Below are 26,688 nucleotides of genomic sequence, written 5' to 3' on the forward strand. Positions count from 1 at the left end.
GAAAGATGACACAGCAGCGAAGCAGAATGGGCCTGGTTGTCGTCGGGCTGCTGCTCGGCATCCTTGTGGCGGCCATTGATAATACGATCGTCGCCACGGCGATGGGCACGATTGTCGCTGACCTTGGGGGCGTCGACAAATTCGTCTGGGTGACCTCCGCCTACTTGGTCACGGAAATGGCCGCCATGCCGATTTTCGGCAAGCTATCGGATATGTATGGGCGCAAACGTTTCTTTGTGCTGGGCATTTTCCTGTTTTTATTGGGCTCGGTTCTGTGCGGCACAGCCCACAATATTGTAGAGCTGAGCATATACCGCGCCATTCAGGGGATTGGCGGCGGCGCCCTGGTGCCGATTGCTTTCACTATTATGTTCGATATTTTTCCTGCCGAAAAAAGAGGCAGCATGGGTGGACTTTTTGGAGCCGTATTCGGCACATCCAGTCTGTTTGGCCCGCTGCTCGGGGCTTACATTACCGACCATATTAATTGGCGCTGGATATTCTACATTAACCTGCCGGTGGGGATTGTTGCACTTGCGTTAATCCTGCTATTCTACCGGGAGTCTATGGAGCATTCCAGACAGCGGATTGACTGGTGGGGCGCAGCAACACTGGTGGGCTCGATCGTTGCCTTGATGTTTGGGCTTGAGCTGGGCGGTCAGGAATTCGCCTGGGACTCCCCGACGATCCTTGCTTTATTCGGGGCCGCCGCCGCTTTGCTTGCCGTATTTCTGTTCGTTGAAACCAAAGCGGCTGAGCCGATTATTTCCTACTCCATGTTCCGCAAGCGGCTGTTTGCAGCCAGTACCTTGACCAGTTTATTTTACGGGGCAGTATTTATCACCTTTGCCATGTATATTCCAATTTATGTGCAGGGAGTAACGGGAGGAACGGCAACGAATTCAGGATTAATTCTGCTTCCGATGACGCTCGGATCCGTTGTGTCTGCCCAGATAGGGGGCTACGGAGCAAGCAAGACCACCTACCGAAACATCATGATTTTCTCCGCTGTCTTGTTCGTCCTCGGCACCTTTCTGATGAGCACCATTACGCCGGAAACGTCCAAATTCCTGCTATCGGTGTATATGGTTGTGGCCGGCTTGGGCGTCGGCTTCTCCTTCTCGGTTCTGGGTATGGCCGGCATTCATGACTTTGACATGCGTCAAAGGGGCTCTGCCAATTCGACGCTTGCTTTCATACGCTCACTCGGCATGACTGTAGGCTTAACCGTTTTCGGTATTCTCCAGCGCAATCTGCTGACAGGCGATATGAAGAATGCCTTTGCCGGCACGCAAGGAAGCACAGAATCCCTCGGCAATATCCGCGAGCTGCTGTCACCGGAGAAGCGGGCTGCGATTCCTCAGGATATTATGGATAAAATCGTCGATTCGCTGTCAAGCTCCATCTCCAGGATGTTCATGTGGGGGCTTATTCCGGCAGGCTTGGCCCTGATGACGGTTTTTTTTATGGGCAGCTCGCGACTGGTGATCCCAAACCAGAGCAAAGGCAGGGATAAGGAACGCAAGCCGGTAGAATTTGGTGGTCACTGAGTCCGTGCGAGAATGTGTAGAATCGACAAAAGTGGGCAATTACCGACAATTTTCCAATTTTGTATAGACAGCTTTAAGCTTGTTTGCTATTATGATGTCATCATATAACAGCAGATCAATAGCAACGACTATGCGAAGAACGCATGCTTGGGCATTATGCCCATGCTGCGTTCTTTTTTATTTTCGCTGTCAGGCTGCGGGAAGGAAAAGGCGATGAACAGAAGACGGAATGTGATCATTAGTATTGCTGCGGCTGTGTTATCCGGGTTGCTTGTGTATGGCGTGTATTTGCTGCAGCTGCGGCAGGTGGAGTTTCAGGAGACGGTGAGTGTCGTGGTCCCGAACAGATTCGTACCGGCGGGGGAGCGGATCACTCCAGATATGCTTGAAGTGAAGCAGGTTGCCAAAGCTTCTTACATCTCCGAAATGGTGCTCGATGCGGAATCGGTGGCGGGTATGGAGGCTGTTGTCCCTCTCGGGCTGGGAGAACCTTTGCTCAACTGGAAGGTGGACAAGTTCAGGCTTCTGCCCAGCCGCACCCAGTCGACTTTTCAAATCCCGCGCGATTATGTGCTATCCGTCTCCAACGGAATACGGGCGGGCGACAAAGTCATCTTGTATGTGACAGGCGAGGAAGTCGCCTCCGGACGGCTGTTCGACCAGCCGGTGACGGTCGCATCGGTCAAAACCTCGGCCAATATCGAAATTGACGACACGGACAACCCCAATCTATTATCGCTGGCAAGCGGAGATAAAGAGAAAATGTACGCCTCCAGACGGGACGCCAACGGCATGATCGATTACATAAACCTGAATCTCCAGGAGGAGCAGTGGCTTGAGCTCGATTCGCTGTGCAAGTCCGGAAAAGCCCGGATCGTTATCGCCTATTCCTCTCAATCGCTTGATATTGCGGATGCGGCAGCTGCACGAACGGAGGCGGGATCGTGAGAATGCCATCACCGCTTATCACTTTTGTGGGAACAACCCCCAATATCGGAACGTCGATAGCGGCGCTTGCAGCCGCCTGCCGGATAGCCGAGGATACCAAGACCTCAGTAGGCTTCTTGTGTCTGAATTTGAAAAGCGCCAAGTCCCATCGCTACCTGGGTGTGGACAATCCGGTAGAAACTCTGGATTCTCTGAGGCCGGAGCTTAGGTCTTCATCCCTTCTTTCGGAGAAGCTCCTGCTAGCAACGCATTCTGTCATGGAGGGGCTGCACGTCCTGTTCGGCAATGTTCTTCGGGATCAGGCGGAGTTCTTTACCTCGGAGGAAGTGGATCATTTGCTCGATGTGGCTCAGCAAACCTTCGATATCGTCATTGCAGATGTGGGGGCTTACTGGGACAATGCGGCTACCTTGTGCGCGCTGCGCCGTGCCAATACGAGGCTCGTGGCAACAACCGGGGCGCTTTCCCATTTTCAGGAGGACGGACATCGATGGCTGAAGCAGCTTTCCCCGCTTTATGGTATTTCAGCTGATCAATATGAAGCAGTCATCATTCATGCACCAGGAAGAATCGGAGGGTTTCACGTGAAGGAGATTTGTAATGAGCTTGGCGTGCCTTTATTCGGCGAGTTGAAATTGTCTGGACCTATGCTCTCACAGCTCGATAGCGGAACGCTTGATCAGTGGTTAATCTCGGATGAGCAGGGCAAGCAGGCGATGGCGCAGCCGGCGAAACATATTATCCAGCGTTACGGGCTCACCCGGCGGCCGGGCCTGAATTCACAGCCATGGTACAGGAAGCTCCTGACCCATCGGGACGGGGTGAGCACGTGATGAGTGAAGGGCGCTTCTCTCCGGCAGCTTTTTCTTCTCAATTAAGAGCGCTTGAACAGGATCAATCCGGTGTGAGCGAGGAGAAGCAGGGCGGTGAGCAGGATTTTGTCCGGCTCGCCGAGGATATCCGCAGCTACCTGGCCATGCCGCGCGGTGTTACGGAGGATGAGCGCCGGCAGTACAATGAAAAACTGAATCGGGCTGTCATTGGCTACACGGAAGAGCGTGAGCAGATATTGGCGGTCATCGCCGAACGTCTGCTGCGCCAGCGCATTCATGAGCTGCCGGGGTATCAACACCCTTACTCTTCGCTTGCCGAGGCTTTATTCGCGGAGGTCATCGGGCTTAGCGTTCTTGAGCTTGTCCTGCTCAATCGTGAAGGACTCGAGGAAATCCAGGTCGTCGGCACCCGGATATTCGAGGTCAGGGATGGCAGCAGTCGGCCATCGGCCTATGCCTTCGAGTCGGAACGGGAGGTAGAGCGGATCCAGCAGAATCTTGTGCTCTATAACAATGACCGCTTCAGTCCGCGCAAACGATGGGCGGAGGTTATGCTCCGGGACGGCACTCGCGTCACGATGACCGGTTACGGTTATACCTCGCAGCCCACATTAACCTTGCGGTTCTACACCGTGCGGAAATTCCATTTGGATGCTTTATGCGAGCCGCAGTATGGAACAATGAGCCGCGAGATCCTCGATATGGTGCTTGCTGTACTGAAGGCGAGATTCAATGTGGTGGTTATCGGACCGACCAACTCCGGTAAAACCCATTTCATCAAGGCCATGATCGGGGAACTGCCGGATGAGGAACGGATTATCACGATTGAAGGCCGTCATGAAATGATGCTCAGACGTGATTTTCCAAGCAAAAATACGGTGGAATACGAGGCTGACGAAGAGGATCACCTGCACCATGCAACACAGGCCTTCAAGCTGGCGCTCCGGCAATCCCCGCAGCGGATTATTCATGCGGAGATCCGTGATGAGGATGCGAATATCTATGTAAGAGCCTGCACCCGCGGGCATTCCGGGAGTATGACGACCGTGCATGCCAACGCACTGGAGGATGTGCCTGAAGCAATCGCGGATATGTGCATGCTGGATGGGCGGGGAATGAATTCCGAGCGTCTCACCAAACGGATTGCCGAATATGTCACGCAAATCGGGATAGAGATGCGCTTTGTTGCGGGCAAGCGGCGGGTAGTCCGGCTTGCTGAGCTTGGCTGGGCAGATGGCGAGGTACGGGTGCGGGAATGGGCAGTCTTTAATGAGACTGCGGGTGCTTGGGAATATCCGCATATTCCTTCTCCCAAGGCTGCTGCAAGGATAGCCGCTGCCGAAGGCGCTTTGGGAGCAGGGTATGGGGAGTCCCCTAAGGATGGTGCTGCTGCGCCATGATGAAGTTTGCTTTAATTGCCTTTGTGATCACTTTGTTTGTTATGATGTTTATTTGCTTCAGACAGCTGCTGCAGGTGTGGTTTGTCCGTCACCGGCAGCAAAGCCGGCTGCAATACCGGCAGCAGCAGCAGTTCAGACAGCGGTTGGCCCGTTTTCTCGCCCGTTATGAACGGTTGTACCGGCATATGTGCGAGCTGCTGGAATCGCTTCGGCTGCGTGTCGATCCCGGAACCATCTTTATCCTGACGCTGCTCCTGCTGCTTGGGGGTTCAACTGCCGGTATTATGCTCTTTCAGAGTATTAAAGGTACGATTCTGCTGGGAACTGTGATGGGGGCACTGCCATACACGCTGCTGCGGATGCTGCTTATTCATCAACAGATGAAGACGCGCATTGATTTCCTTCCGGCTGTGGAGCTCTTCTATCAATGCTGCCTGATCAGCGGCGGCAAGCAAATCCGCACCGCGCTGCAGCGAACGGTGGATGAGAAGCGGCTTCTTGGTCCTATGCAGGCGGTCTTTGAGCAGCTGTACCGGAATGTCTCGGTACGCGGTGACGATGAGGCCAGCCTGCGGATTTTCGCAGCCTCGCTGGGGCATGTGTGGGCTGATTATTTCGTTAATATTGTACGCGCCGGTCTGGCCGAAGGCCATCCGATTGCCGATAATCTGAAGGATTTAATAACGGATATGCGCAAAGCGCGCAGAGCCAATCAACAGGAACGGAACAAGCTGCTGGAGATTCGGTTGGCGAACTTTTCGCCGGTGCTGTTTTTGGCCTTGTTTCTGGGCATCAATTTTCATTATACGCCTGAAACCGCTTATCTCTATTATATTGTCGACCCGAAAGGGCGGGATTTGCTGCTGAACGCCATCGTTCTCATCTTTATTTCCTTTGTAATGGGATTATGGCTTTCCCGCAAGAAGATGTAAGCGGAGCCCTGGGTTTGCCTAACGCAAAACGTTAAAAATAAACGCCTGTGAATCTGCTTTTTCTTATGCAGTGCCATTAATGAATGATTACCAAGCTGAGTTTGCTCAAGCAGAGCGCTAAGTGAAAGCTTGCGTAACTAAGATTTGTCTTGGCATAACACTAAGGACCGGTGTTACGGAGCTGCATTTCAGCCTAAGTTAAAATGTGTTTTTAGGAGATGAAAAAATGGATCGCTTGGTTATTTGGGGAGCACTGACCGGGCAGTATGTGCTGGGATTTATTTTCATATACACGCTGTTCAGAGCGCTGATTGTGCGAAGACCGAGGTTCGCCTACATCGCAGCTTTTCGGTGGCAGCACAAACGGATCTCCGAGCGGTGGCTGGAGGCCGTCCGCCTCAGCCGCACATCACCTTCCTTCAAGGAACGGGAGCGTGTACTTGCGGGATGCGGCTATACAGGTGATCCTGCACTGTACATGCTGGCAAGACGGATCTTTCTGATTGCGCTGCCAGTGTGGGCTGCTGCCGCTTACGGGATTTCCTGCTTGCCCTTGGAGGTTTTGCCGCGTTATTTGGCTCCGCTGATGCTGTTTGCAGCTGTGATTCTTGTGCTTTGGGATCTGCCCTGGCTGGAGGCTTTTTGTAAAGCGCGTTCGGAGCGGATGACCGGAGAAATCTATGTCATCAGCAATCAGCTGCTGTATTTGGCAGGATCCTCGCTGCATATTCATACCAAGCTGATGCGCTGCCTGCCGTTTACCCGGACTATGCGCTCTGATCTTCAGGTGATGCTGGGCGAGTGGTATCACGATGCCGAAGGTGCGCTCAGGCGGTTCAAGCTGCGGCTCGGCACGGAGGAGGGCTTAAGCTTTGTCGAAACGATCGACTCCCTTCGGCTGCATGAGAGTGAGCATTATTACGACCTGCTCCGGGACCGGATCAACGATTACAAGGAGAAGCTGGAGCTTGCCAAGGAGAGCCGCAAGGAATCGACCTCTTATTTTCTGTTTGTGCTCGCAGGTATTCCGATTCTGTATACGTTTCAAATCTTCATTTATCCCTGGGTCAGAGAGGGGCAGAACCTCTTCAGTACGTTAAACCAATGACAATAATACCGGCCGACTATTTGGAGGAGGTGAGAGGATGCGTAATATTCTAATGACGGTTATGATGCTGGTTGTCGTTATTCTGCTGTTCAATGCCATCATCGCAAAAGACACGACAGGAACCCAGGCTCAAATCAATACACAAGGCAATGCCGCAAATGTGAAAATCGGAGCGATCAATCCTCAATAAATTTGCTGCTATAAGCGGTCATTTCGCTCTTCATGCTGTTATGTTAAGGAGGTGGCTGGCATACGGGCAATATTGATGTCGGTGCTGCTGATTATCGTGGTCGTTGTTTTATATACAAGCATTACGGGAGGCGAGCAGGGAACCAATGCTCAGCTTGACCAGACAGGCCGTCATATGAGCGATTCGATCCGGAGGCTGAGTCCGTGAAAAGCTTGCTTGTATTTATTTTGTTTGCCGTCATGCTGTGCTGGTTCATGTTCTCGCCGATCTATAAACATGTTCTGATTGTCCGGCAGGCCGTTCTGCAGCAGGAGGTTGATTATATGCTCGAGGTCGCGGCCAATGGCGACCATGGCTATATTGACAGCACGATGATGCAGCAATCACGCCTGCGTCTGGCAAGCTATGGCCTGCAGTCCTCGGATATTACCTTTGAAGTAAGCTCAACGAACGGTTACGACGCCACCAATGCGGGAACCCCTTTGCCACGAGGGGTTGGACTGTCGCTGGCAATCAGCTATCCGGTGGAAGGGCTGTTCGAGATTGATCGCCTTATCGGACTTGCTCCACCTTCAGCATCGACGAGGTTAAGAGCTGTCGGAATGAAAATGAGTGAATACGTGCCTTAACGAAGCAGGTTCTTTGCCGCTTCATTCGTATACCCGTGAAGGAGCGGTGAAGCTTACATGTACAAAATGGTGCTGATTATGCTTATGATGACGGTGTGGATCGTCATGCAGGCCTTGCAGACGGATGAGGAAGTAGCGATGGCCGCCTTGTTTCAAGGGAAGCACGCGGTTAACCGGGCAGCCCATGCTGCCGCGCAGCAGGTAGACCGCGCAGCTCTGGCTGATGGCAGGCTGCATATCGATGAATCGGCAGCTTACAGGAATGCCGGTTTTTATTTGCAGACCAATCTTCAATTGAACGCAAATGGAGAGCCGCTGCCGGAGAGCTTTCTACGGGATCGGGTTGAAGTGCTCATTTTTGAGATTATTAATGATGATCATTCGTTTCCGTACACATACCGCAATGCGCTCTACAATTATGAGGTAACCTTGAAGCGTCCGGGCGTTGTTATCATTGCCAAAATGGTATACCCCCGCATTTTCAACATTATTGAACCGATTGAATGGACCATTAAAGGAACGGCTGAACTCGTTGCGCGCTGATGGGCAGGCCGTTCCTCTTTTAATCCGGCTTTGCCGCAAAAGGATAGCCTGAGCCGATTCTCCTTGTTTGCAAACCATGCTTTTCATATTTAGTTACCCGTGTTGCCGGGTTCTTCTTTGCAGCATAGCGTTTGCCTGCGTTTCTTCTTATAATAAAGGGAGAATCACTAATAGCAGGGAGAGATAGGAATGAAGGCGGAAGCGTTTCTAGGACCGGAAGAATTCCATGAACGGATAACACGGCTGCAGCAGCGTATGCAGGCACAGGACATTTCGGGCTTTCTTGTGACGCAGCATGTGGATTTATATTACTTGACCGGTTCCATGCAGGCTGGCATGGCCTTTATTCCAGCTGACGGCCCGGCAACCTTCTTTGTCAGGAGGAGTATCGCACGGGCACAGTTGGAATCCGCTGTTCAAGTGGAGCCAATGCCTTCCATGCGTGTATTCGGGGCAGCTTTGAGGCAGCGGTATCCATCGGTATTCGAAGCAGCTGATTCCCGGCGGATCGCCACAGAAATGGATGTTCTTCCTGCACAGGCCTATGTCCGGCTTGCAGCACAGCTGGAAGCTGAAGGTAACCATATGTCACTGATTGATGGCTCATCGCTCATCCGGCAGGTCCGGATGATCAAATCGGCATGGGAGGTCGGCCGGATTGAAGCGGCTGCGCAAGCGGTCGCGGAAGCTCTCCATAGCGCTGTAGGCGATCTGAAAGAAGGGATGAGCGAGCTTGAACTGATGGCCCGGATCGAATATCAAATCCGTCTCCGCGGACATATGGGCATGATGCGTACGCGCAGCTATAATATGGAAATTATGACAGGGATGCTTGGCGCCGGAGAAGCGGCGGCTGAACCCAGCGCCTTCGACGGGCCAGCCGGCGGACGGGGGCTCGGCCCAGCCGCCCCGCAGAGTGTCAGCTTAAGGGCTATCAGACGCAATGAGCCGATTCTGATAGATGTCGGCTGCTGCATCGATGGTTACATTATCGACCAGACACGAACAGCGGTGATCGGTTCGCTGCCGGATGATATGGCTGCTGCATATAACCATTCGGAATCCATTATCCGGGAAACGGAACGTCTGATGGTACCCGGTACGATCTGTGAAGCCCTCTATATCAGGGCATTGGAACAAGCTGACGAATGCGGTTTATCCGCTCATTTTATGGGCTACGGTTCTGATCAGGTGAAATTTCTGGGGCATGGGATTGGGCTGGAGGTCGATGAATGGCCTGTGTTGGCCCGCGGTTTTACCGATCCATTGAAAGCAGGAATGATCTTGGCGGTCGAACCGAAATTCACCTTTCCAGGACGTGGAGTCGTTGGAATTGAGAATAGCTACCTCGTTACAGAGAACGGTCCGCGTGCACTCACCAAGTCTCCTGAAGGGCTGATTATACTGTGATGGCGCTGAGAGAGAATTAATTAATTCTGAAGGAGTCTTGAAGGTTCTGACCTTTAAGGCTCTTTAGTTACCCTATAGGATCTAAAAATTTCGCTGTTATATATTTTTTTTGCCGCCAGTGGGCAGCGAAGCCATTATCTTCTTGTCTCATCTAGTGCTGCCGCAGTATACATGTTAACTGAGATATCTGACTTCACTTGATCGTTTGACTGTAGTTAATGCAGTTGACATTAGAACGTTCGTGCCGCTCTCCATGTGCTACAATGGGTTCTGAATTTGAATGTTTCAAAGGTATGAAAACCTTTACTTTTTCAAGGAGTGCAGATGCAGCACACTATTTTAGAATCATGCAATTCAGCTGCCTGCCGGACGGAAAACATGCATGAGAGGGTGGTCAGGTACCGATCTGCCTGTTTATCAAGTTTCAAAGTCAAAAACCACAGTCAACAGGGATCACGAAAGTGGAGGATGAGTGCATGTGATCAAACTTTCCGTGTTTACAGTTGCTACTCCGGATGTTACCCCTGAGGAGCTCTGCAAGGAAGCGGCGGCGGCGGGAATCGATGGAATAGAGTGGCGCTGCAAGGAAACTTCAGCTGAAATAGCTCTGGAGGAGCCCTCCTTTTGGGGCAATAACCGGTCGACCCTTTCGCCTGCCGCATCAGAAGCGGAGATTAGCCGCTTCAACGAGGCAGTGAAAAATCACGGGCGTACAACGCTTGCTCTTGCCCCCTATATCGGCTGCGGCGATCTGGCAGGCACGGAGCAGGTATTCAGGCTGGCCAAGCAGCTGGATGCATCAATGGTGCGAGTGGGAGTTCCCTCTTATAACCGCACGCTCAGCTATAACGAGCTGTTTATTCAAGCCACCGCTTATTTGCAGGAGGTTGAGGTGCTGGCAAGGGAGCATAACATCAAAGCTTTGGTAGAAACACATCATCATACGATCGTACCCAGCGCATCGCTCACACACCGGCTTGTCAGCGGCTTCAATCCGGATCAAATCGGAGTTATCTACGATCCGGGGAATATGGTTTACGAAGGCTACGAGAACTATCGGCTCGGGCTTGAGCTGCTTGGCCCCTATCTTGCGCATGTCCATGTCAAGAATGCAGGCTGGCTTCCATCCGGCGGGAATCATCCCAATTCTGCGGCTGCGGCCGGGACGAAGGAAGCCGAGGGAGACCCGCTGCGTCCCATCGACTGGTCCTGCAGCTGGAGGCCGGTCGCAAGCGGCGTTGTCCCTTGGAAGCAGGTGCTCGCCGACCTGCGGTTTGTGGGATATGACGGGTGGTTTGGTCTTGAGGATTTTAGCGGTACTTACGATACCAGAACTATGCTAGGCAAATACGCACTGCAAATGAATCAATGGATGGAGGAAATCAGATGAGCAAGCTTCGTTATGGAATTATCGGGATCGGGAACATGGGGTCGGGGCACGCCAATTTGCTGCAGGCCGGTAAAATTAAAGACGCCGTACTGACAGCTGTTTGCGACGGATTCGAGTCCAAACGCGACTGGGCCAGAGAGCATCTGCAAGGTGTGAGCGTTTTTGAAGATTCAACGGCAATGATCGATTCCGGTCTTGTGGATGCGGTTATCGTGGCCACTCCGCATTACGATCATCCTTCGGAAGCGATCAAGGCTTTTGGCAAAGGCATGCATGTTCTGATCGAGAAGCCTGCAGGCGTCTATGTCAAACAGGTGCGTGAAATGAATGAAACTGCCGCGAAGAGCGGCAAAAAATTCGGTATCGTCTACAACCAGCGGATGAATCCGCTCTATCAGAAGCTCCGCGAATTGATCTCCTCCGGAGAGCTCGGGGAAATCCGCCGGACCAACTGGATCATTACGAACTGGTACCGCTCGCAGGCTTATTACGATTCCGGAACCTGGCGTGCGACCTGGGGCGGCGAGGGCGGCGGCGTTCTGATCAATCAATGCCCCCATCAGCTTGATCTGTGGCAGTGGACCATCGGCATGATGCCGACAAGGATTCGCGCATTCTGCCAGATGGGCAAGCACCGCGATATCGAGGTGGAGAATGATGTGACGGCCTACGCGGAATATGAGAACGGCGCTACAGGCGTCTTTATTACGGCAACGTCGGAGGCTCCGGGCACCAACCGGCTGGAGGTGTCGGGCGACCGCGGCAAAATCGTCATCGAGGACGGAAAAATGACCTTCTGGCGGCTTCGTGAATCGGAGACCGAATTCAATAAACGCAATACCAGCTCCTTCGGTTCGCCGGAAGTATGGAAGTTCGAAATCCCCGCTCAAGGTCCGAGCCCGGAGCATGCCGGCATCCTCCAGAATTTCACGGATGCGGTGCTGCATGGAGCGCAGCTGGTTGCCCCCGGCGAGGAAGGAATTGACGGGCTGACGATTTCCAATGCCATGCATCTATCCACCTGGCTGGACGGCTGGGTCGATCTTCCATTTGACGAGAATCTGCATGAGGCCGAGCTGAATAAGCGTATCGCGGAGTCCAGCTTCCAGAAGCAGGCCAGTGCGGAGACAGCCAAGCCTGCCGATCTCAGCGGAACATTTTAATCCATCTACCGTAATCCGCCGTATTTAATCTCGCTTTACGTTCCATCCCATTGGACAAAATCAAGCTGAGGAGTGTTTGCCATTATGAAGAAAAGCCAAATAGCCGCTCAATTATATACACTGCGTGATTTTGCAAAAACCGCCGAGGATCTGGATGCATCGCTCAAAAAGGTCAAGGAGATCGGGTATCAGGCCGTGCAGGTATCCGGTATTGGCCCCATTGATCCGGAAGCTGTCCGGGAAATGTGCCAACGTTATGGTTTGACGATTTGTGCGACTCATGTTTCCTATGATCGTCTGCTCAATGATATCGACGCCGTTATTAAAGAGCATCAGGCCTGGAACTGCCGTTATGTCGGACTTGGATCAATGCCTTCCGAGTTCAGAACCGGCCTGACAGGCTATCAGGATATGGCCCGTACTCTGTCCGGTATCGGTGCGAAGCTGTCCGAGGCGGGTCTTGAGCTGATTTATCATAATCATAAGTTTGAATTTGAGAAGTTTGAGGGCAAGCCCGGTCTTGGCTGGCTGCTGGATTCAACAGACGCTGCGCATGTCGGCTTTGAACTGGACACGTACTGGGTTCAAGCAGGAGGCGCCGATCCGGTGAAATGGGTCCGCAAGGTTGAGGGACGGATGAAGGTCGTTCATTTGAAGGATATGGCGATCGTGAATGACAAGCAGGTGTTTGCTGAGATTGGTGAGGGCAATATGGATTGGCCGGCCGTTATTGAGGCTTGCAGAGAGACCGGCGTAGAGTGGTATGTGGTGGAACAGGATACATGTCCGGGGGATCCGTTTGAAAGCCTGGCGATCAGCTATCGAGCACTCAGCAATTGGGCCAACTAAGAAAAGGAGTGAGCAGCCATGTCTTCCGCTAACCGACAAGATGGAATGAATTATGCCCCGGTATCGGCCGTGAAGCCGAAGCCGGTTTGCCAGGCGGGGGAATTTGTGTTTGCCGCCATGGCACTGGATCACGGACATATATACGGTCAAACGAACGGTCTGCTCGAAGCCGGCGGGACACTGAAATGGGTCTATGATGCCGATCCTGCCAAGGTGGAACAGTTCATCAAGACCTACCCGCAGGCACAGGCCGCTTCTTCTCCGGAAGTTATTTTGGAAGATCCGGAAGTAAGACTTGTCGCAGCTGCTGCAATCCCATCTGAGCGCGCTGCGCTTGGCATGCGGGTGATGGATCACGGCAAGGACTATTTTACGGATAAGACACCCTTCACCACCCTGGAGCAAATTGCTGCAGCAAGGGACAAGGTGGCCACAACGGGGCGCAAATATATGGTTTATTACAGTGAGCGGCTGCATGTCGAAAGTGCGGTCTATGCCGGCAAGCTGATTCAGGAAGGGGCCATCGGACGCGTGCTGCAGGTAATTGGAACCGGACCGCACAGGCTGAACAAGCCGTCCCGGCCGGACTGGTTTTTCCGCAAGCAGCAGTATGGCGGCATTCTGTGCGATATCGGAAGCCATCAGATTGAGCAGTTTTTGTTTTTTGCCGGCTGCAAGGATGCCAAGGTGGTCCACAGCAAGGTAGCCAACTATAATAATCCGGATGTTCCGGAGCTTGAGGATTTTGGCGATGCCACATTAATTGGCGATAACGGGGCAACCAATTATTTTCGTGTAGACTGGTTTACGCCGGATGGTCTTGGGACATGGGGAGATGGAAGAACGATCATCCTCGGTACAAACGGCTTTATCGAGCTTCGCAAATATATCGATATCGCACGTGACAAGCAGGGGGATCATGTTTATCTGGTCAATGGAGAAGGGGAACGCCATTATGCGGTTTCAGGACAGGTTGGTTTTCCATTCTTCGGCGAGCTTATTCTTGACTGCCTGAACCGGACGGAAAATGCCATGACGCAGGAGCATGCGTTCAAGGCGGCCGAGCTTTGCGTTGCTGCTCAAAATATGGCTGTGCGCATAGAGTAGCGGTTCGTGATACACTCTTCATATAAGATGCTGCAACAGGTCTTATATGAAGGGGGTTTTTTTGTGTTGGCACTCTCATCAACGCCTTGGCTGCTGCCGATTGATTTTGGCTATCGGGTGGATAACCCTATACCGGATGTGCAGTTTCATTCTCATAGTTATTTTGAAATTTACTATTTTCTGGAGGGGGATTGCAATTACCTGATCGGTGATAAAATCATGAGGCTTCAGCCTGGTGATCTTATTCTGCTGCATGGGATGACGCTGCATCGCCCTAATCCTGCTCCCGATAAGCCTTATATCCGTACCATTATCCATTTTGATCCCGCTTACGTGCATAAATTGCTGCAGCCTGAACTTGCGTCCTTACTGCTGAAGCCCTTTGAAGAGCTGGGAAATATTCGAATTTCACTTTCAGCGCAGGAACAGAGGGAGATGGAGCGCTTGTATGCGGATATGTATGCCTTGTATGAAATCAAGGGCCATCAACGTTCTATTACAGCGTATGACCGGTTTGTCATGCGGTTCCTGGAGTTGCTGCATATGATTCGCGGCTGGTGCAGCCAGCCGGTGAAGGATTATGAGCATCGGTCATACAAGGAGCATCACGTTCAGGGCGTTATCTCCTATTTGGAGAGCTGCTACATGAATGTTGATTTGACGCTTGACGATATTGCCGGCGCCCTGCATTTAACCAAGCCCTACCTGTCCAACTTGTTCAAGGAAGTCACAGGGACAACGGTGTTTAAATACTTATATAACAGGCGGATTAATCAGGCTAAAATTCTCTTCCGGCTGGAGCCCGGGCATTCGGTATCCGAGGTATGCCATTCGGTCGGGTTTACTCATTTGGCGCATTTCAGCCGGTTATTCAAGGCCGCTGTCGGCAGCAGCCCGGAGTCGTACCGCAAAGAAATCGCCATGAGCGTGCGGGCTTGAAGGCATTTTTGAAAGTTCAATAAAGTTAAAAACCTGGCCCATCCTTTTTATGAATATCCTTAATGTTCCCATGGGTGCAGTCTCTATTGGACTTCTCTTCTTTTTTTTAGTAGGATAGATATTAAATTGAAGGTTACTAGAGACTGAGGTGGAGCAGATGCATAAGCTTGGGATTAGAATTGTAATCGTATCGGACTCATTTGAACAGAGCCTCCCAGTCGGGGAGTATGGATATATAATTGCTTATGACCGGAATGCGGATAATGCGTTTGACTATATTATTCGTGTGCCCAAGGCCAATCGTAACTTTTTTGTTCCTGCTGCCGACATCGAGCTGGAAGAAGTGCTTTACCAGCAGGAGGCTGAGCGTGTCGAACGCGAGGCGCTGATTGATTTCGCACTGGCAACCCATAACGAAAGCCTGTTCCGGCGGTTGATGAATGGCGAAGAGGCCGAAGCAGAGGAAGAGACCACTGCGAATGAAGTCCAAAGCCGTGATGATTTTATCCGCCAGGTTAATTTGAAAGCTTGGATATAAGAACAAAGAGAGCCTCCGGCTGAAGGAGGCTCTTTTTGCAGCTTTTCGGGTTTTTTTGAACAAAAGCAAACACTGCATGTCTGAATAGATTTAATCCATCTCAACCGGCTGCTGCACTGTCTGTTGCGGTCTCGCTTGTTTTGGCGTTATCGTGTTTAGCCTTTTCGGTTTTGGCCTTGTCGGCTCCATGGCCATCCGGCCGGGGGCCTTTGTCGCCTCTGCCAAAGCCTTTGCCGTTTACGATATCTTCGGCTCTGGCCGCCGCGTTCGCAATCATTTTATCAGCCTGCTCCTGGGTGATTTTGCCCTCTGTCAGCCCTTTGTTGATTTTCTCAACGAACGCGGCTTTTTGCGCATCGACCAAGGTCTGCACATCCACGCTTTTTTCTGCCGCCAGATCAGTGATCGATTTTCCGCCTTTTAACGAGGTCATCAGCTCTTCATTGGTCAGGCCCAGCGCTGTCGCGATAGGGCTAAGATCCCGCTCTAGGCCGAACTTGCTACCAGGATGGATTCCGCTTCCGGGTTGGTCCTTCAGTTTGCTGTCAATGACCTTGTCCAGGTTTTCAGTGAATTTCTGCTTTTGTTCTTCCTGCTTCTTCGTAAAAGCGTCCGTGAGCGCTTCTTTTAGCGCGTCCCGCGTTACACCTTGCTCCTCGGCAATCTCATTAAGCGTTTTGCCTTCCTTAATTTTCGTTAGCAGCGCCGTTTTATCGAGCTTCAGCTGATCAAGCACGGATTGGTCGAGCATTCCGCCCATCCCGCCTTTGAATTCCGGCCTTGGACCTTTCCCGAAATCACCGTCGGCCGGTCTTGTTTGTGCTGCAGTATCTGTGCCTGTTGATGAGGCTCCTGTGTTAGTTGTGGCAGCATAAGCGCTGAGCGGTATCATAACCGCCAGGGCAGCCGTAATTCCGACTGCTTTCATGACTTTCTTCATTTTGCTTCCTCCTTACAGTTTTTGGTTCATGCCCAGCCAAGTCAGTAACCGGCTGCAGAGTTCATTATGTACATCTAACCTTAATTGGAAATGAAATCAATGTAAAAACAACCTTAACGCAATATGAAGCTTTCTTCATACTGGTATCCTGGCAAGGCAATTGCGGCGAAGGAGTCAAGCATCAGCGAATCCATTGAGTTTGGGCTGTGTCATACGCTATAATAGAAAGAATGTGAGCAATAGGACCATAAAAGGAGGGGCGCTCCCCATGAGCATTACGCTTAAAGATGTCGAGCATGTCGCCAATTTGGCCAGGCTGGAGCTGTCTGCGCAGGAGAAGGAGCAGTTCACCGGGCAAATGAACGCGATTTTAAAATACGCGGAAAAGCTGAATGAACTCAATACCGACAATGTTGAACCGACCAGCCATGTGCTTCCTGTCATTAATGTAATGAGGGAAGATGTAGTGAAGCCATCCGTTAGCGTAGAGACCGCATTGAAAAACGCGCCGGACGATGAAGATGGACAATTTAAAGTGCCGGCGGTACTCGAATAAAATGACCAGGGCGCCGCATGTGCGTACGGCAAGAGAATGCGGCCAATGATGAGGGGAGGAACGACTGTTGGCACTTTTTGATCAACGCCTACAGGAAATACATAATCAACTAACCGGAAAAGAGCTGTCTGTCCGCGAGCTGGTGGATGCGTCCTACCAGAGGATCGCACAGACGGATGCTTCCATACAGGCATTCCTGACCCTTAATGAGGAAGAAGCGCGCAGGTCTGCTGATGAGATGGACAAGCAGCTGCAGGGCGGCGGAGAACGCGGACTCCTGTTCGGGCTGCCGGCAGGAATTAAGGATAATATCGTAACCGAAGGATTGCTCACGACGTGCGCCAGTCAATTTCTGAGCAATTATGATCCCATTTACGATGCGACGGCTGTGAAGAAGCTTAAAGCTGCGCAATCCGTTACGATCGGCAAGCTGAATATGGATGAATTCGCCATGGGAGGCTCGAATGAAAATTCCAGCTTCTATCCGACGAGAAATCCATGGAATACGGACCATGTTCCCGGAGGATCCAGCGGCGGCTCCGCAGCTTCGGTTGCCTCGGGACAGGTATACTTCTCACTGGGCTCCGATACAGGCGGATCAATCCGTCAGCCAGCCGCCTATTGCGGGATTGTCGGTCTTAAGCCGACTTATGGACTGGTTTCGCGTTTCGGGCTTGTTGCCTTTGCTTCGTCATTGGATCAAATCGGGCCGCTGACGAAGAACGTCGAGGATTCGGCGTATGTCCTGCAGGCTATCGCAGGCTACGATCCGTCTGACTCAACCTCGGCCAAGGTGGATATACCGGATTACGTAGGCCAGTTGAGCGGAGACGTAAAAGGGCTGCGCATCGGTGTTCCCAAGGAATATTTGGGAGCAGGCATTGATCCGAAGGTGAAGGAAGCCGTTCTGGCGGCCCTCAAGCAGTTCGAGAGCCTTGGCGCAACGTGGGAGGAAGTTTCCCTTCCGCATACGGAATACGCTGTGGCAACCTACTATCTGCTGGCTTCATCGGAGGCTTCATCCAACCTGGCCCGCTTTGACGGCGTTCGCTATGGGGTACGGACCGATAATCCGGACAATCTGGTGGATTTGTACCGCAAGTCGCGCAGCCAAGGCTTCGGGCCTGAAGTAAAGCGCCGCATCATGCTTGGAACCTATGCGCTCAGCTCCGGCTATTATGACGCCTATTATTTGAAGGCGCAGAAGGTGCGTACGTTGATCAAGCAGGATTTTGACAAGGTGTTTGAGAACTATGATCTCATTATCGGACCAACAGCTCCAACGCCTGCATTCCGCATCGGCGAGCAGGTTGGCGATCCGCTAACGATGTATTTGAACGATATATGTACGATCCCGGTCAGCTTGGCCGGCATTCCGGCTATCAGCGTGCCATGCGGCTTCGCTGACGGGCTGCCGATCGGGCTGCAAATCATAGGAAAAGCTTTCGATGAGAGCACGGTGCTCCGCGCCGCGCATGCCTACGAGCAGCATACGGATCATCACAAACAGCGTCCGCCGCTATAAAGCAGCGTAGTATAGAAAGCAGGAGGGGCTTAGGAATGTACGAACCAAACAAATATGAAACAGTAGTTGGGCTGGAGGTGCACGTCGAGCTGCATACGAAGACGAAAATCTTCTGCGGCTGCTCCACATCATTCGGCGCCCCGCCGAATACCCATACCTGTCCGGTCTGTCTCGGACATCCCGGTGTGCTGCCGGTGCTCAACCGCCAGGCACTGGAATATGCGATGAAAGCAGCGATGGCGCTCAACTGCCGGATTGCCGACATAAGCAAATTCGACCGCAAGAACTATTTCTACCCGGATTCGCCAAAAGCATATCAAATCTCCCAGTTCGACCAGCCGGTCGGCGAACATGGATGGATTGATATTGAAGTGAATGGCAAGACCAAGCGCATCGGCATTACCCGTCTTCATTTGGAAGAGGATGCCGGCAAGCTGACTCACGTCGATGGCGGGTTTGCCTCTTTGGTAGACTTCAACCGTGTCGGTACGCCGCTTGTAGAGATCGTCTCCGAGCCGGATATCCGCACGCCTGAGGAAGCGAAAGCTTATTTGGAGAAGCTGAAGGCCATTATGCTCTACTGCGATGTATCCGACGTGAAGATGGAGGAAGGCTCGCTGCGCTGCGATGCCAACATCAGTATCCGTCCTTACGACCAGGAGGAATTCGGCACGAGAGCGGAGCTGAAGAACATGAACTCGTTCCGCGGCGTTCAGCGCGGGCTGGAATATGAGCAGATGCGCCAGGCCGATGTGCTGGACAGCGGCGGCAAAGTCGTCCAGGAGACGCGGCGCTGGGACGAAGCACAGGGGAAAACCTTCACCATGCGGAGCAAAGAAGAAGCGCATGATTACCGGTATTTTCCGGATCCCGACCTGGTCCAAATGCATATCGACGAAGAGTGGAAAGAGCGCGTCCGCGCTTCGATTCCGGAGCTTCCGGATGCCCGGAAGGCACGGTACACAGCGGAGTACGGACTACCGTCCTACGATGCCGAGGTGATTACTTCCTCCAAGAAGGTTGCCGATTTCTTTGAGGAGAGCCTGGTTTATACCAAGGATGCCAAAGCGGTCGCAAACTGGATTATGGGGGATCTGCTTGGGTACCTGAATGCCAATGGACTGGAGCTGGACGGGGTGAAAATCACAGGCCAAGGGCTTGGCGAGATGATCGGGCTTATGGAAAAGGGTACGATCAGCAGCAAAATCGCCAAAACCGTCTTCAAAGCAATGCTGGAGAGCGGAAAACGCCCGCAGCAGATCGTTGAGGAGCAGGGACTCGTCCAAATCAGCGACGAAGGCGCGATTGCCGAAGTGGTTAACCGGATCGTTGAAGCGAATCCGCAATCTGTCGAGGATTTCAAGGCAGGCAAGGATAAAGCAATCGGCTTCCTTGTTGGTCAAGTCATGAAAGAAACCAAAGGTAAAGCGAACCCGGCGCTTGTCAACAAGCTGCTGCAGGAGCGGTTAAATCAATAGTGTGTTAAGGCAGGGCCGAAGGGGTCCTGCTTTTTTATTTAAGATTTTGAAATAAATGCGCTGGAATAGCCCTCTGTTTGAATTCAAATTGCCGGGAGGGATGGCAGTTGTTACTTCGTGACTGGGCAATTGTTTCAAATCTCACCAAATAGAATATGTTACAATATAGGTTATTATAAGAAAGAGGAAAGTTTGAGATGCTCTTAAGGAAAGCCATGAGCCAAGGACAGGAGGCGGTGCCAAGATGCTGCAAACAGATAATAAAAACCCTTATCGAAAACTGGCGCCGTTGTTCGCATTTCTCATCCCGGGAGCGGGACATCTGGCACTTGGCCTGCATTTGAGAGGGCTGCTGCTGCTGACTGGCACGCTGACAGACATAGTGGCCATGATTCGATTCGCGGATGACAGCGGAGGCAAATTTGCGCTGCTGCTTGTGTATCTGGGCATGGCGCTTCCATTATTTTGGTTTTTCAGCGTATTTGACACCCTTCAGCAATCGGTCAAGCTGCGTAACCCGGTTGAGGGGCAGCTTCAGGAGCCGCAGCGTTCAGGGGCGTTAGCCTGGTTTCAGGGCGTTGCGATCATTGCAGTGGGCACGCTTTTGCTGGGGCTGGTACGTGCTCCTTCGATGCTGATTCCATGGGTTGATGCGGTTGGGACCTTTGCGCCGGGCATTGGTCTTATTGTGCTTGCAGCCGTGCTGGCGCTCAGGAAACGGCAAGAGATGTTCAAAATGGGCCGGATTACCGCAGCGATTGTTATTATTGTCGTAGGCGGCATGCTTTTGTCCGATCAATTCCGCGGAAGAAACGATATTGAACTGCTTGGACAATGGTGGCCGGCCGTTTTTATTTTATTGGGGATCGAAGTCGTGATTTTGAGCCTGGTTCCCCGAACAGGCGGCAGGCGTCTGTCCTTTGACATTGGCGGTACCTTTCTGGCCTTGATCATTGCGGTCACAGCCTATGGCATCACGCATTATTCCGCCATGCCGTTCAGCTGGCTGGATAATTTCAAGGTCAATATATCAGGGATGAACGGTTACGGCGAAGAAAAAGGCTTCAAATACGAGAAGGAAATACTCGCAGTTCCCATAAACGAGGAAACCTCGTCCATCTCCATTAATAATCACAACGGGAAGGTTTTGCTTAAAAAAGGAAAGGTCAGTGAATTAACCCTTGAGACTGTAGTTTGGGTTGATATGGAGGATAAGCAGCAAGCCGATCAAGTGGCGGAGAATTCCAATGTGGAGATAAGCGGTGACAGCAAGCTGAAAATTGACGCAAAAGGCCAGAAGTTCGGAGATAATGGGGCGCTTGCGCCAAGAATGAATCTAACAATAACGATACCGGAGGATTCTCATATTGGTCAACTGCCGATACAAACCGTAGAACCGACTTCTGACGAAAATTTTGAAACTTCAGCGCTTGATGACTCGTCTATAATAGAAAGCAATGAGCAGCAATCATTGAATAACATTATAGGAGATATCCCTCCTTTTTCTGAAATGGATGGCACCCAGAGTAATGCAGCAGTCCTACCGGATAGTGCGATATTGGAAAATCAGCAATCTGCTGATCCGCCGAATGATGAGCAAAACCAGAACGATAATGGAGCAGATTCAGACACCAAAGCGGTTCAAACCGAGATCAGCATTCAAGTCGATAATGGTTCGGTCGATGTTACCGGGCTGGTTCTTTCGGGCGGATTGGTCGTCAAACTGACGATTGGTGAAATCGTGATTGCAGATGTAACGGGTCCAATCAATGCCGAGACGAGGAATGGCGGCATAAATGTAACGGACAGCTATGGGCTCCTTCAACTACAAACCTACAACGGCGCTGTCAAAGCAGAGCGGATTCATGGAGATGTGGAAAGCTCCACCCTCAGCGGTAATATCGATCTTGGCCATATTACAGGCTATATCGATGCCGGAACCAAAAATGGAGGAATCACCATCAATGAAGCCGAAGCCGCGGTCAAAGCCGATACGCTTAATGGCGATATACTGATACACAGTTCGACCGTTGGTGGAAATTGGAATATTGACAGTTCCATTGGCATTATTAATATTTTTATTCCGGCTGACGGCGACTATTCAGTGAACGGCTCGGTTACCTTCGGGAATGTTTCCACAGATCTGCCGCTGGATGCCAAGGAAAAAACAATAACCGGCGACATCGGCGAAGCGACCTATCGGATTAATATTGATGCAAACAGCAGCATAGAAATAAACCACTATACCCCTTAATTTGATCCCCTGTTCATTGACAAAATGAAAAGCAAGCACGTACAATGGTTCTAACGAAGCAGAAAGGACGTGAAGGGCATGGGCACGACCGTTGAGCAAGCACTGGAACAGCTGAAAAGTACCGGCGTACGTATGACCCCCCAGCGTCATGCGATCTTGAGTTTTCTGATGGCTTCCATTACACATCCGACAGCTGATGAGATTTACAAATCACTCTCACCCGCTTATCCGAGTATGAGCGTAGCGACGATATACAACAATTTGCGTTTATTTGTTGATGCCGGGCTCGTGCGGGAGCTGACCTACGGCGACGACTCAAGTCGGTTTGACGCTGATTTATCCGAACATTATCATGCCATTTGCCGTTCCTGCGGAAAAATTGTTGATTTTGATTACCCGCCATTGACCGAAGTAGAGGAAGCAGCCTCCAGGGAAACGGGTTTTCGGGTTGAGGGGCATCGTATGGAAATTTACGGACAATGCGCCGATTGCTGCAAGCCTGCGAATTAGTCCATTTTATTTGGAAATAAAGTCTTCATCATAACATGCGGCTCTTCAGCCGATTATTAATTATGTCATAACGTGCAGGGGTAGAGACAACTCGCCTTACTGCACGTTTTTATTTGATTTTTATAAATACCGGCAGGAGGGAATCATAAACGTGGAAACGGTTAGGATCCGCACTCGAAGGCGGCGTGAAGGCGGTTCGCTGAGATGGCTTGTACTCATTAGCGGAATATTGGCAGCAGGGATTGGCATGTGGTTCGGATGGCAGCGTTTTGTGCCAAACAGCGAGGAAATCAAGCCGGATTACGGTTCACCTAATCCGATTATATATAAGGGGCAGGTCATGGGGGCGGGTGCTGTTGTCGATGGAGATGCCGTCAAATTGCCATTGCCCTTCATTCAAGAGAATCTGGCGCTCAAGGAAGCTGTATATTACGAAGAGAAAACCGGTTCCATTGTGCTTACCAATACGGATAAGGTATTGCGCCTCAAGACAAATGTGTTAACGGCAACCATCAACAGCAAGCCTTACGATCTAAGAGTAGCAGCGGAACTGAAGGATAAGCTGGTTTATATTCCAATAACTCCATTAGAAGAGCTTTACGGCATTAAAGTGGAATATAACCAAGAAACCGGTGTCGTCACTGTTTTGCGTGCCGGTGATGCCGTTCAACGGGCAGTCGCCGAAAAGGGTACGGAGATTCGTAATGAGCCCACGATTCGCGCTCCCATAGTGCAGGAACTTCCGGCACAAGGTGATGTCCGTTTGTGGGATGAGGAGAAGGGCTGGTACCGGGCTCAAAGCGAAAATGGAATTGTCGGATACGTAGCCAAGAAGGATGTTTCGCTAACAGAAGTGGAGAAAACAGAACAGATAAAAGCCGAGGAGCCCTTTGTTGCTTGGAAGGTCGTCGGCAGTAAAGTCAATATGACCTGGGAAGCAGTCTATCAGAAAACGCCCAATCCTGCCAATATTCCGGACATGCCGGGCGTTAATGTCGTCAGCCCATCGTGGTTTGAATTGTTGAATGGAGATGGGCAAATTCAAAGCAAGGCTGATCCCGTATATGTGGACTGGGCCCATAAGAAAGGGATGCAGGTATGGGCCTTATTCAGCAATGGATTTGAAGCGGAGCGGACAACCAAAGCGCTTTCGAGCGCGGATACTCGCTTCAAGATGATTCAGCAGCTGCTCGCCTACGTCCAAATGTACAAGCTGCAGGGCATCAATCTGGACTTCGAGAGTGTGGCGACAGTCGATAAAGCCAATCTCGTTCAATTTGTCCGGGAACTGACCCCCTTGCTTCACGAGGAGGGAGTTGTGGTTTCGATCGATGTAACTCCCAAATCCAATAGTGAGCTGTGGTCGCTATTTCTCGATCGTGCTGCGCTGGGCAAAGTCGTTGACTATATGATGGTTATGGCTTATGACGAGCATTGGGCTTCAAGTCCAACATCGGGATCAGTCGCTTCCCTTCCTTGGGTGGAGCAATCGCTTACCCGTATTCTGGAAGAGGATAAGGTTCCACCAGGCAAGGTCGTTCTGGGAATGCCGCTCTATGCGCGTGTCTGGTCAGAAACCAAAGATAAGAGCGGAGCTGTCAAAGTAAGCTCCAAGGCGCTTGGAATGGAAGCTGTACAAAAAATCATCGCCGAGCGCAAGCTGAAGCCAGTACTGGATGGCAAAGCGGGACAGCATTATGTGGAATATACGGAAGATGGCGCATTGAAGCGGATCTGGATCGAAGATGCGTTATCGGTACAGGCCCGTGTCGCACTGGCGAAGAAATATAATCTGGCTGGTGTAGCGACCTGGCAAAGAGCCTTTCAGTCAGATGATATATGGCAAGTGATTCATCAATCCTTAACAAAACTGCCTTAATTCCTTAATAAAATACCATGCATCTAATAAAGACACGCCCCGATCACGGCTGAAGCTGTGATCGGGGCGTGTTTTTGCGAGTTAAGGTTGAGGCTGCTCAGGAGCTTCTTCAAATTCGCTTGGCATATGCGTGGCTTTATCCGGATCAAGAGTAATCATCGTTTTGCAAAACATGCAGCGATCGGTTTTACCGAGCATCTTGGTCTGTCTTCCGCATTCCGGGCAAGTCAGAATGACAGCGCTTGTCGACAGCATGCCAGCCCAGAAGTAAATGCCGACGCTGACGAGCATCGCGATCATGCCGATAACCATAAAAACCCCTGCAAATATTTTGCCGGCTTGTCCCCAAAATACAATACCGGCCGTCCCCAGAATCATAAGACCCATCCCGATTAAGGTTAGTAATAGTCCCCAAAGCCTAAACTCATTAATTTTACTGGATTTTGCAAACATATTTCAGATCCTTTCTCGCACTTTTAGCACGATTTCTCACGAACAGGCAGGAAACCGGACAGGTATTGTCGAACATAATTAAACGTGCGAAATCATTATAGCTCAAATAGAGGTTTGAAGCTATACGGGGGATAGATGTGGAGCGTATAAAAGAACATTTCAAAACCTGGTTCGAGCAGGATAAGCGCTTACTCAGCTTGCTTGCCATCGACAATCCGTTTCCGTATAACCCGCTTATTGACGGCCTTGATCTGCTGCTGCTTGCCGTCCTGACAGAGACATCGCCATCCGGGGAAACGTCTCATGTCAGCTATGAAGGGGAACGTGTACAAATTCGCACAGTCAGCCCTGCTGTTCTGGAGCAATGGCTCTCAGGCGGAGAGAACCGCAGTATCATACAATGGCTCGTTCGGGGGGATATCCTGTTGGATCGAGACAACTATTTGCTGCAAATCAGGGAAACCATATTGGATTTTCCAGCTTCGCTGCGGGAGAGGAAGCAGCTGGTCGAATTTTCTGGCTTCATTCGTACCTATCTTCAGGCAAAGCAGGATCTGAAAGATAATAATATGCTTGATGCATACGGTCATATCTTATCAGCGCTTCACCATTGGGCACATATCGCACTAATAGAAGCCGGGATTCATCCCGAGCTTACCGTATGGAGGCAGATGCGTCGGTTTAACCCCGGCATTTATAAGCTTTATGAAGAATTGACCATCAGTCCGGAGACATTGGAACAGCGTGTGAAGCTGGTTCTGCTCGCTTGCGAATTCTCTGTTATGAACAAAATGAAATCATGCTGTGAGCTGTTGTTCACCATTCTGATGAGCCGTGAGGAACCATGGAGTGTCATGGATCTTCAGCTTCATCCACTGCTCACTGATTTGCATATCGATTTATCGCTGCTGCTTCAAAAGCTGGTCATACGCGGATATATCCGCGAAGTCGCAGTTTTACCGCCCTCCGGCGATATTGATGCATTGGAGCTACGCTACCGTTGCGAAGCGGCCAAGTAGAAGTTCCCCATCAACACTAAATGAATGAAGAACGCCCATTATGAGAGGACGTTCTTTTTTATTCTGTCATTCGCGTGGAACGGCACTTCAAAGTGGCCTTATCAAGGAGAATAGTTGCCATGAGAAATCTATTGACTTGTTAAAGCCATCTATGATAGATTATTTATTATCGCCTCCGGAACAACCTTTTTGGTTGGATGGAGCAACAAAAATTAAAATAAAAAAAGTACTTGCAATGAGCTAGGCGGATGTGATATATTAATCAAGTCGCCGCTGAAGCGAACGACGAGAGCTTACGAAGCAGGAAAGCCTTGCGGCGCCTGCAAGAATGAAGCATTTGTTCTTTGAAAACTGAACAATGAGCGACCTGTCAAACAGGTTTTAAAGAATGAGCTGTTTTAGCTTATCTGTAAGTCACGAGATCTTCGGATCTCTTTTATGGAGAGTTTGATCCTGGCTCAGGACGAACGCTGGCGGCGTGCCTAATACATGCAAGTCGAGCGGATTTCGTTGAAAGCTTGCTTTCAACGGGGTTAGCGGCGGAC

Annotated in this window: 26 protein-coding genes and 1 rRNA gene; 25 read left to right on the top strand and 2 right to left on the bottom strand. The window is 51.1% G+C overall.

What is annotated here, in order from left to right; all coding sequences use genetic code 11:
• The first annotated feature begins 5 nt into the window (after positions 1–5).
• The 17 genes from AC0YNV_RS28640 to AC0YNV_RS28720 all read left to right on the top strand — a co-directional run bounded on the left by AC0YNV_RS28640 (position 6) and on the right by AC0YNV_RS28720 (position 15,529).
• The gene (locus AC0YNV_RS28640; protein WP_475771078.1) at positions 6–1,550 is read left to right on the top strand and encodes an MDR family MFS transporter; all 1,545 of its coding nucleotides are present in this window, start codon (positions 6–8) and stop codon (positions 1,548–1,550) included.
• Between the two features lie 213 nt (positions 1,551–1,763).
• The gene (locus AC0YNV_RS28645; protein WP_475771079.1) at positions 1,764–2,498 is read left to right on the top strand and encodes an SAF domain-containing protein; all 735 of its coding nucleotides are present in this window, start codon (positions 1,764–1,766) and stop codon (positions 2,496–2,498) included.
• A 2-nt stretch (positions 2,499–2,500) separates the two neighbouring features.
• Positions 2,501–3,331 carry a P-loop NTPase family protein gene (locus AC0YNV_RS28650; protein ID WP_475771109.1) on the top strand — a complete coding sequence of 277 codons (831 nt, stop codon included), beginning with the start codon at positions 2,501–2,503 and terminating at the stop codon, positions 3,329–3,331.
• Positions 3,331–4,731, top strand: a complete 1,401-nt coding sequence (locus AC0YNV_RS28655; RefSeq protein ID WP_475771080.1) for an ATPase, T2SS/T4P/T4SS family — start codon at positions 3,331–3,333, stop codon at positions 4,729–4,731. Before AC0YNV_RS28650 ends, AC0YNV_RS28655 begins: the two co-directional genes overlap by 1 nt.
• Entirely contained in the window at positions 4,728–5,663 is a 936-nt protein-coding gene (locus AC0YNV_RS28660) for a type II secretion system F family protein (RefSeq protein WP_210046114.1), read from the top strand. Before AC0YNV_RS28655 ends, AC0YNV_RS28660 begins: the two co-directional genes overlap by 4 nt.
• Positions 5,664–5,889: 226 nt before the next feature.
• A complete protein-coding gene (locus tag AC0YNV_RS28665) occupies positions 5,890–6,771 on the top strand; it encodes a hypothetical protein (protein WP_475771081.1) in 882 nt (293 codons plus the stop codon).
• Between the two features lie 37 nt (positions 6,772–6,808).
• Positions 6,809–6,961 (top strand): hypothetical protein, encoded by a 153-nt coding sequence (locus tag AC0YNV_RS28670; RefSeq protein ID WP_210046116.1) that lies wholly within the window; start codon positions 6,809–6,811, stop codon positions 6,959–6,961.
• Between the two features lie 75 nt (positions 6,962–7,036).
• On the top strand, positions 7,037–7,168 hold the full coding sequence (locus AC0YNV_RS28675; RefSeq protein WP_475771082.1) for a hypothetical protein: 132 nt from the start codon (positions 7,037–7,039) through the stop codon (positions 7,166–7,168).
• Complete coding sequence (locus AC0YNV_RS28680; protein ID WP_475771083.1) at positions 7,165–7,590, top strand: hypothetical protein; 426 nt, start codon at positions 7,165–7,167, stop codon at positions 7,588–7,590. The genes AC0YNV_RS28675 and AC0YNV_RS28680 overlap by 4 nt, the downstream gene beginning before the upstream one ends.
• A gap of 57 nt (positions 7,591–7,647) precedes the next feature.
• Complete coding sequence (locus AC0YNV_RS28685) at positions 7,648–8,133, top strand: hypothetical protein (protein WP_475771084.1); 486 nt, start codon at positions 7,648–7,650, stop codon at positions 8,131–8,133.
• 189 nt (positions 8,134–8,322) lie between these two features.
• Positions 8,323–9,543, top strand: coding sequence for a M24 family metallopeptidase (locus AC0YNV_RS28690; protein WP_475771085.1), 1,221 nt, complete (start codon positions 8,323–8,325; stop codon positions 9,541–9,543).
• A 481-nt stretch (positions 9,544–10,024) separates the two neighbouring features.
• Entirely contained in the window at positions 10,025–10,933 is a 909-nt protein-coding gene (locus tag AC0YNV_RS28695) for a sugar phosphate isomerase/epimerase family protein (RefSeq protein WP_475771110.1), read from the top strand.
• Positions 10,930–12,096, top strand: coding sequence for a Gfo/Idh/MocA family protein (locus AC0YNV_RS28700; RefSeq protein ID WP_210046120.1), 1,167 nt, complete (start codon positions 10,930–10,932; stop codon positions 12,094–12,096). Before AC0YNV_RS28695 ends, AC0YNV_RS28700 begins: the two co-directional genes overlap by 4 nt.
• A gap of 84 nt (positions 12,097–12,180) precedes the next feature.
• A complete protein-coding gene (locus AC0YNV_RS28705; protein ID WP_475771086.1) occupies positions 12,181–12,945 on the top strand; it encodes a sugar phosphate isomerase/epimerase family protein in 765 nt (254 codons plus the stop codon).
• Between the two features lie 18 nt (positions 12,946–12,963).
• Positions 12,964–14,052, top strand: coding sequence for a Gfo/Idh/MocA family protein (locus AC0YNV_RS28710; RefSeq protein WP_475771087.1), 1,089 nt, complete (start codon positions 12,964–12,966; stop codon positions 14,050–14,052).
• A 66-nt stretch (positions 14,053–14,118) separates the two neighbouring features.
• Positions 14,119–14,991: an AraC family transcriptional regulator gene (locus tag AC0YNV_RS28715; protein ID WP_475771088.1), complete on the top strand. Its 873-nt coding sequence runs from the start codon at positions 14,119–14,121 to the stop codon at positions 14,989–14,991.
• Between the two features lie 157 nt (positions 14,992–15,148).
• A complete protein-coding gene (locus AC0YNV_RS28720; protein WP_210046123.1) occupies positions 15,149–15,529 on the top strand; it encodes an ATPase in 381 nt (126 codons plus the stop codon).
• Between the two features lie 100 nt (positions 15,530–15,629).
• Here the strand turns inward: AC0YNV_RS28720 and AC0YNV_RS28725 are convergent, their stop codons facing one another.
• A complete protein-coding gene (locus tag AC0YNV_RS28725; protein WP_475771089.1) occupies positions 15,630–16,469 on the bottom strand; it encodes a hypothetical protein in 840 nt (279 codons plus the stop codon).
• A 268-nt stretch (positions 16,470–16,737) separates the two neighbouring features.
• On the opposite strand from AC0YNV_RS28725, the gene gatC reads away from it, so the two are divergent.
• The 6 genes from gatC (at position 16,738) to AC0YNV_RS28755 (ending at position 24,671) form a co-directional block, all read left to right on the top strand.
• Entirely contained in the window at positions 16,738–17,025 is a 288-nt protein-coding gene (gatC, locus tag AC0YNV_RS28730; protein WP_210046125.1) for an Asp-tRNA(Asn)/Glu-tRNA(Gln) amidotransferase subunit GatC, read from the top strand.
• Positions 17,026–17,092: 67 nt separating this feature from the next.
• Positions 17,093–18,550, top strand: a complete 1,458-nt coding sequence (gene gatA, locus AC0YNV_RS28735) for an Asp-tRNA(Asn)/Glu-tRNA(Gln) amidotransferase subunit GatA (protein ID WP_475771090.1) — start codon at positions 17,093–17,095, stop codon at positions 18,548–18,550.
• Between the two features lie 35 nt (positions 18,551–18,585).
• Positions 18,586–20,028 (top strand): Asp-tRNA(Asn)/Glu-tRNA(Gln) amidotransferase subunit GatB, encoded by a 1,443-nt coding sequence (gatB, locus tag AC0YNV_RS28740; protein WP_210046127.1) that lies wholly within the window; start codon positions 18,586–18,588, stop codon positions 20,026–20,028.
• A gap of 244 nt (positions 20,029–20,272) precedes the next feature.
• Positions 20,273–22,282: a DUF4097 family beta strand repeat-containing protein gene (locus AC0YNV_RS28745; RefSeq protein ID WP_475771091.1), complete on the top strand. Its 2,010-nt coding sequence runs from the start codon at positions 20,273–20,275 to the stop codon at positions 22,280–22,282.
• A gap of 78 nt (positions 22,283–22,360) precedes the next feature.
• Complete coding sequence (locus tag AC0YNV_RS28750; RefSeq protein ID WP_210046129.1) at positions 22,361–22,792, top strand: Fur family transcriptional regulator; 432 nt, start codon at positions 22,361–22,363, stop codon at positions 22,790–22,792.
• Positions 22,793–22,943: 151 nt separating this feature from the next.
• Positions 22,944–24,671, top strand: coding sequence for a glycosyl hydrolase family 18 protein (locus tag AC0YNV_RS28755; protein WP_475771092.1), 1,728 nt, complete (start codon positions 22,944–22,946; stop codon positions 24,669–24,671).
• An 81-nt stretch (positions 24,672–24,752) separates the two neighbouring features.
• Here AC0YNV_RS28755 and AC0YNV_RS28760 read toward each other — a convergent pair whose 3' ends face one another.
• Positions 24,753–25,124: a YgzB family protein gene (locus tag AC0YNV_RS28760; protein ID WP_475771093.1), complete on the bottom strand. Its 372-nt coding sequence runs from the start codon at positions 25,122–25,124 to the stop codon at positions 24,753–24,755.
• 137 nt (positions 25,125–25,261) lie between these two features.
• Between AC0YNV_RS28760 and AC0YNV_RS28765 the strand changes: the two genes are divergently transcribed.
• Together AC0YNV_RS28765 and AC0YNV_RS28770 are read left to right on the top strand one after the other, a co-directional pair.
• Entirely contained in the window at positions 25,262–26,143 is an 882-nt protein-coding gene (locus tag AC0YNV_RS28765) for a nucleotidyltransferase-like protein (protein ID WP_475771094.1), read from the top strand.
• Between the two features lie 435 nt (positions 26,144–26,578).
• Positions 26,579–26,688: ribosomal RNA gene (locus AC0YNV_RS28770) — 16S ribosomal RNA — on the top strand; the annotation flags it as partial.

Source organism: Paenibacillus sp. JT31N11, assembly GCF_056269285.1.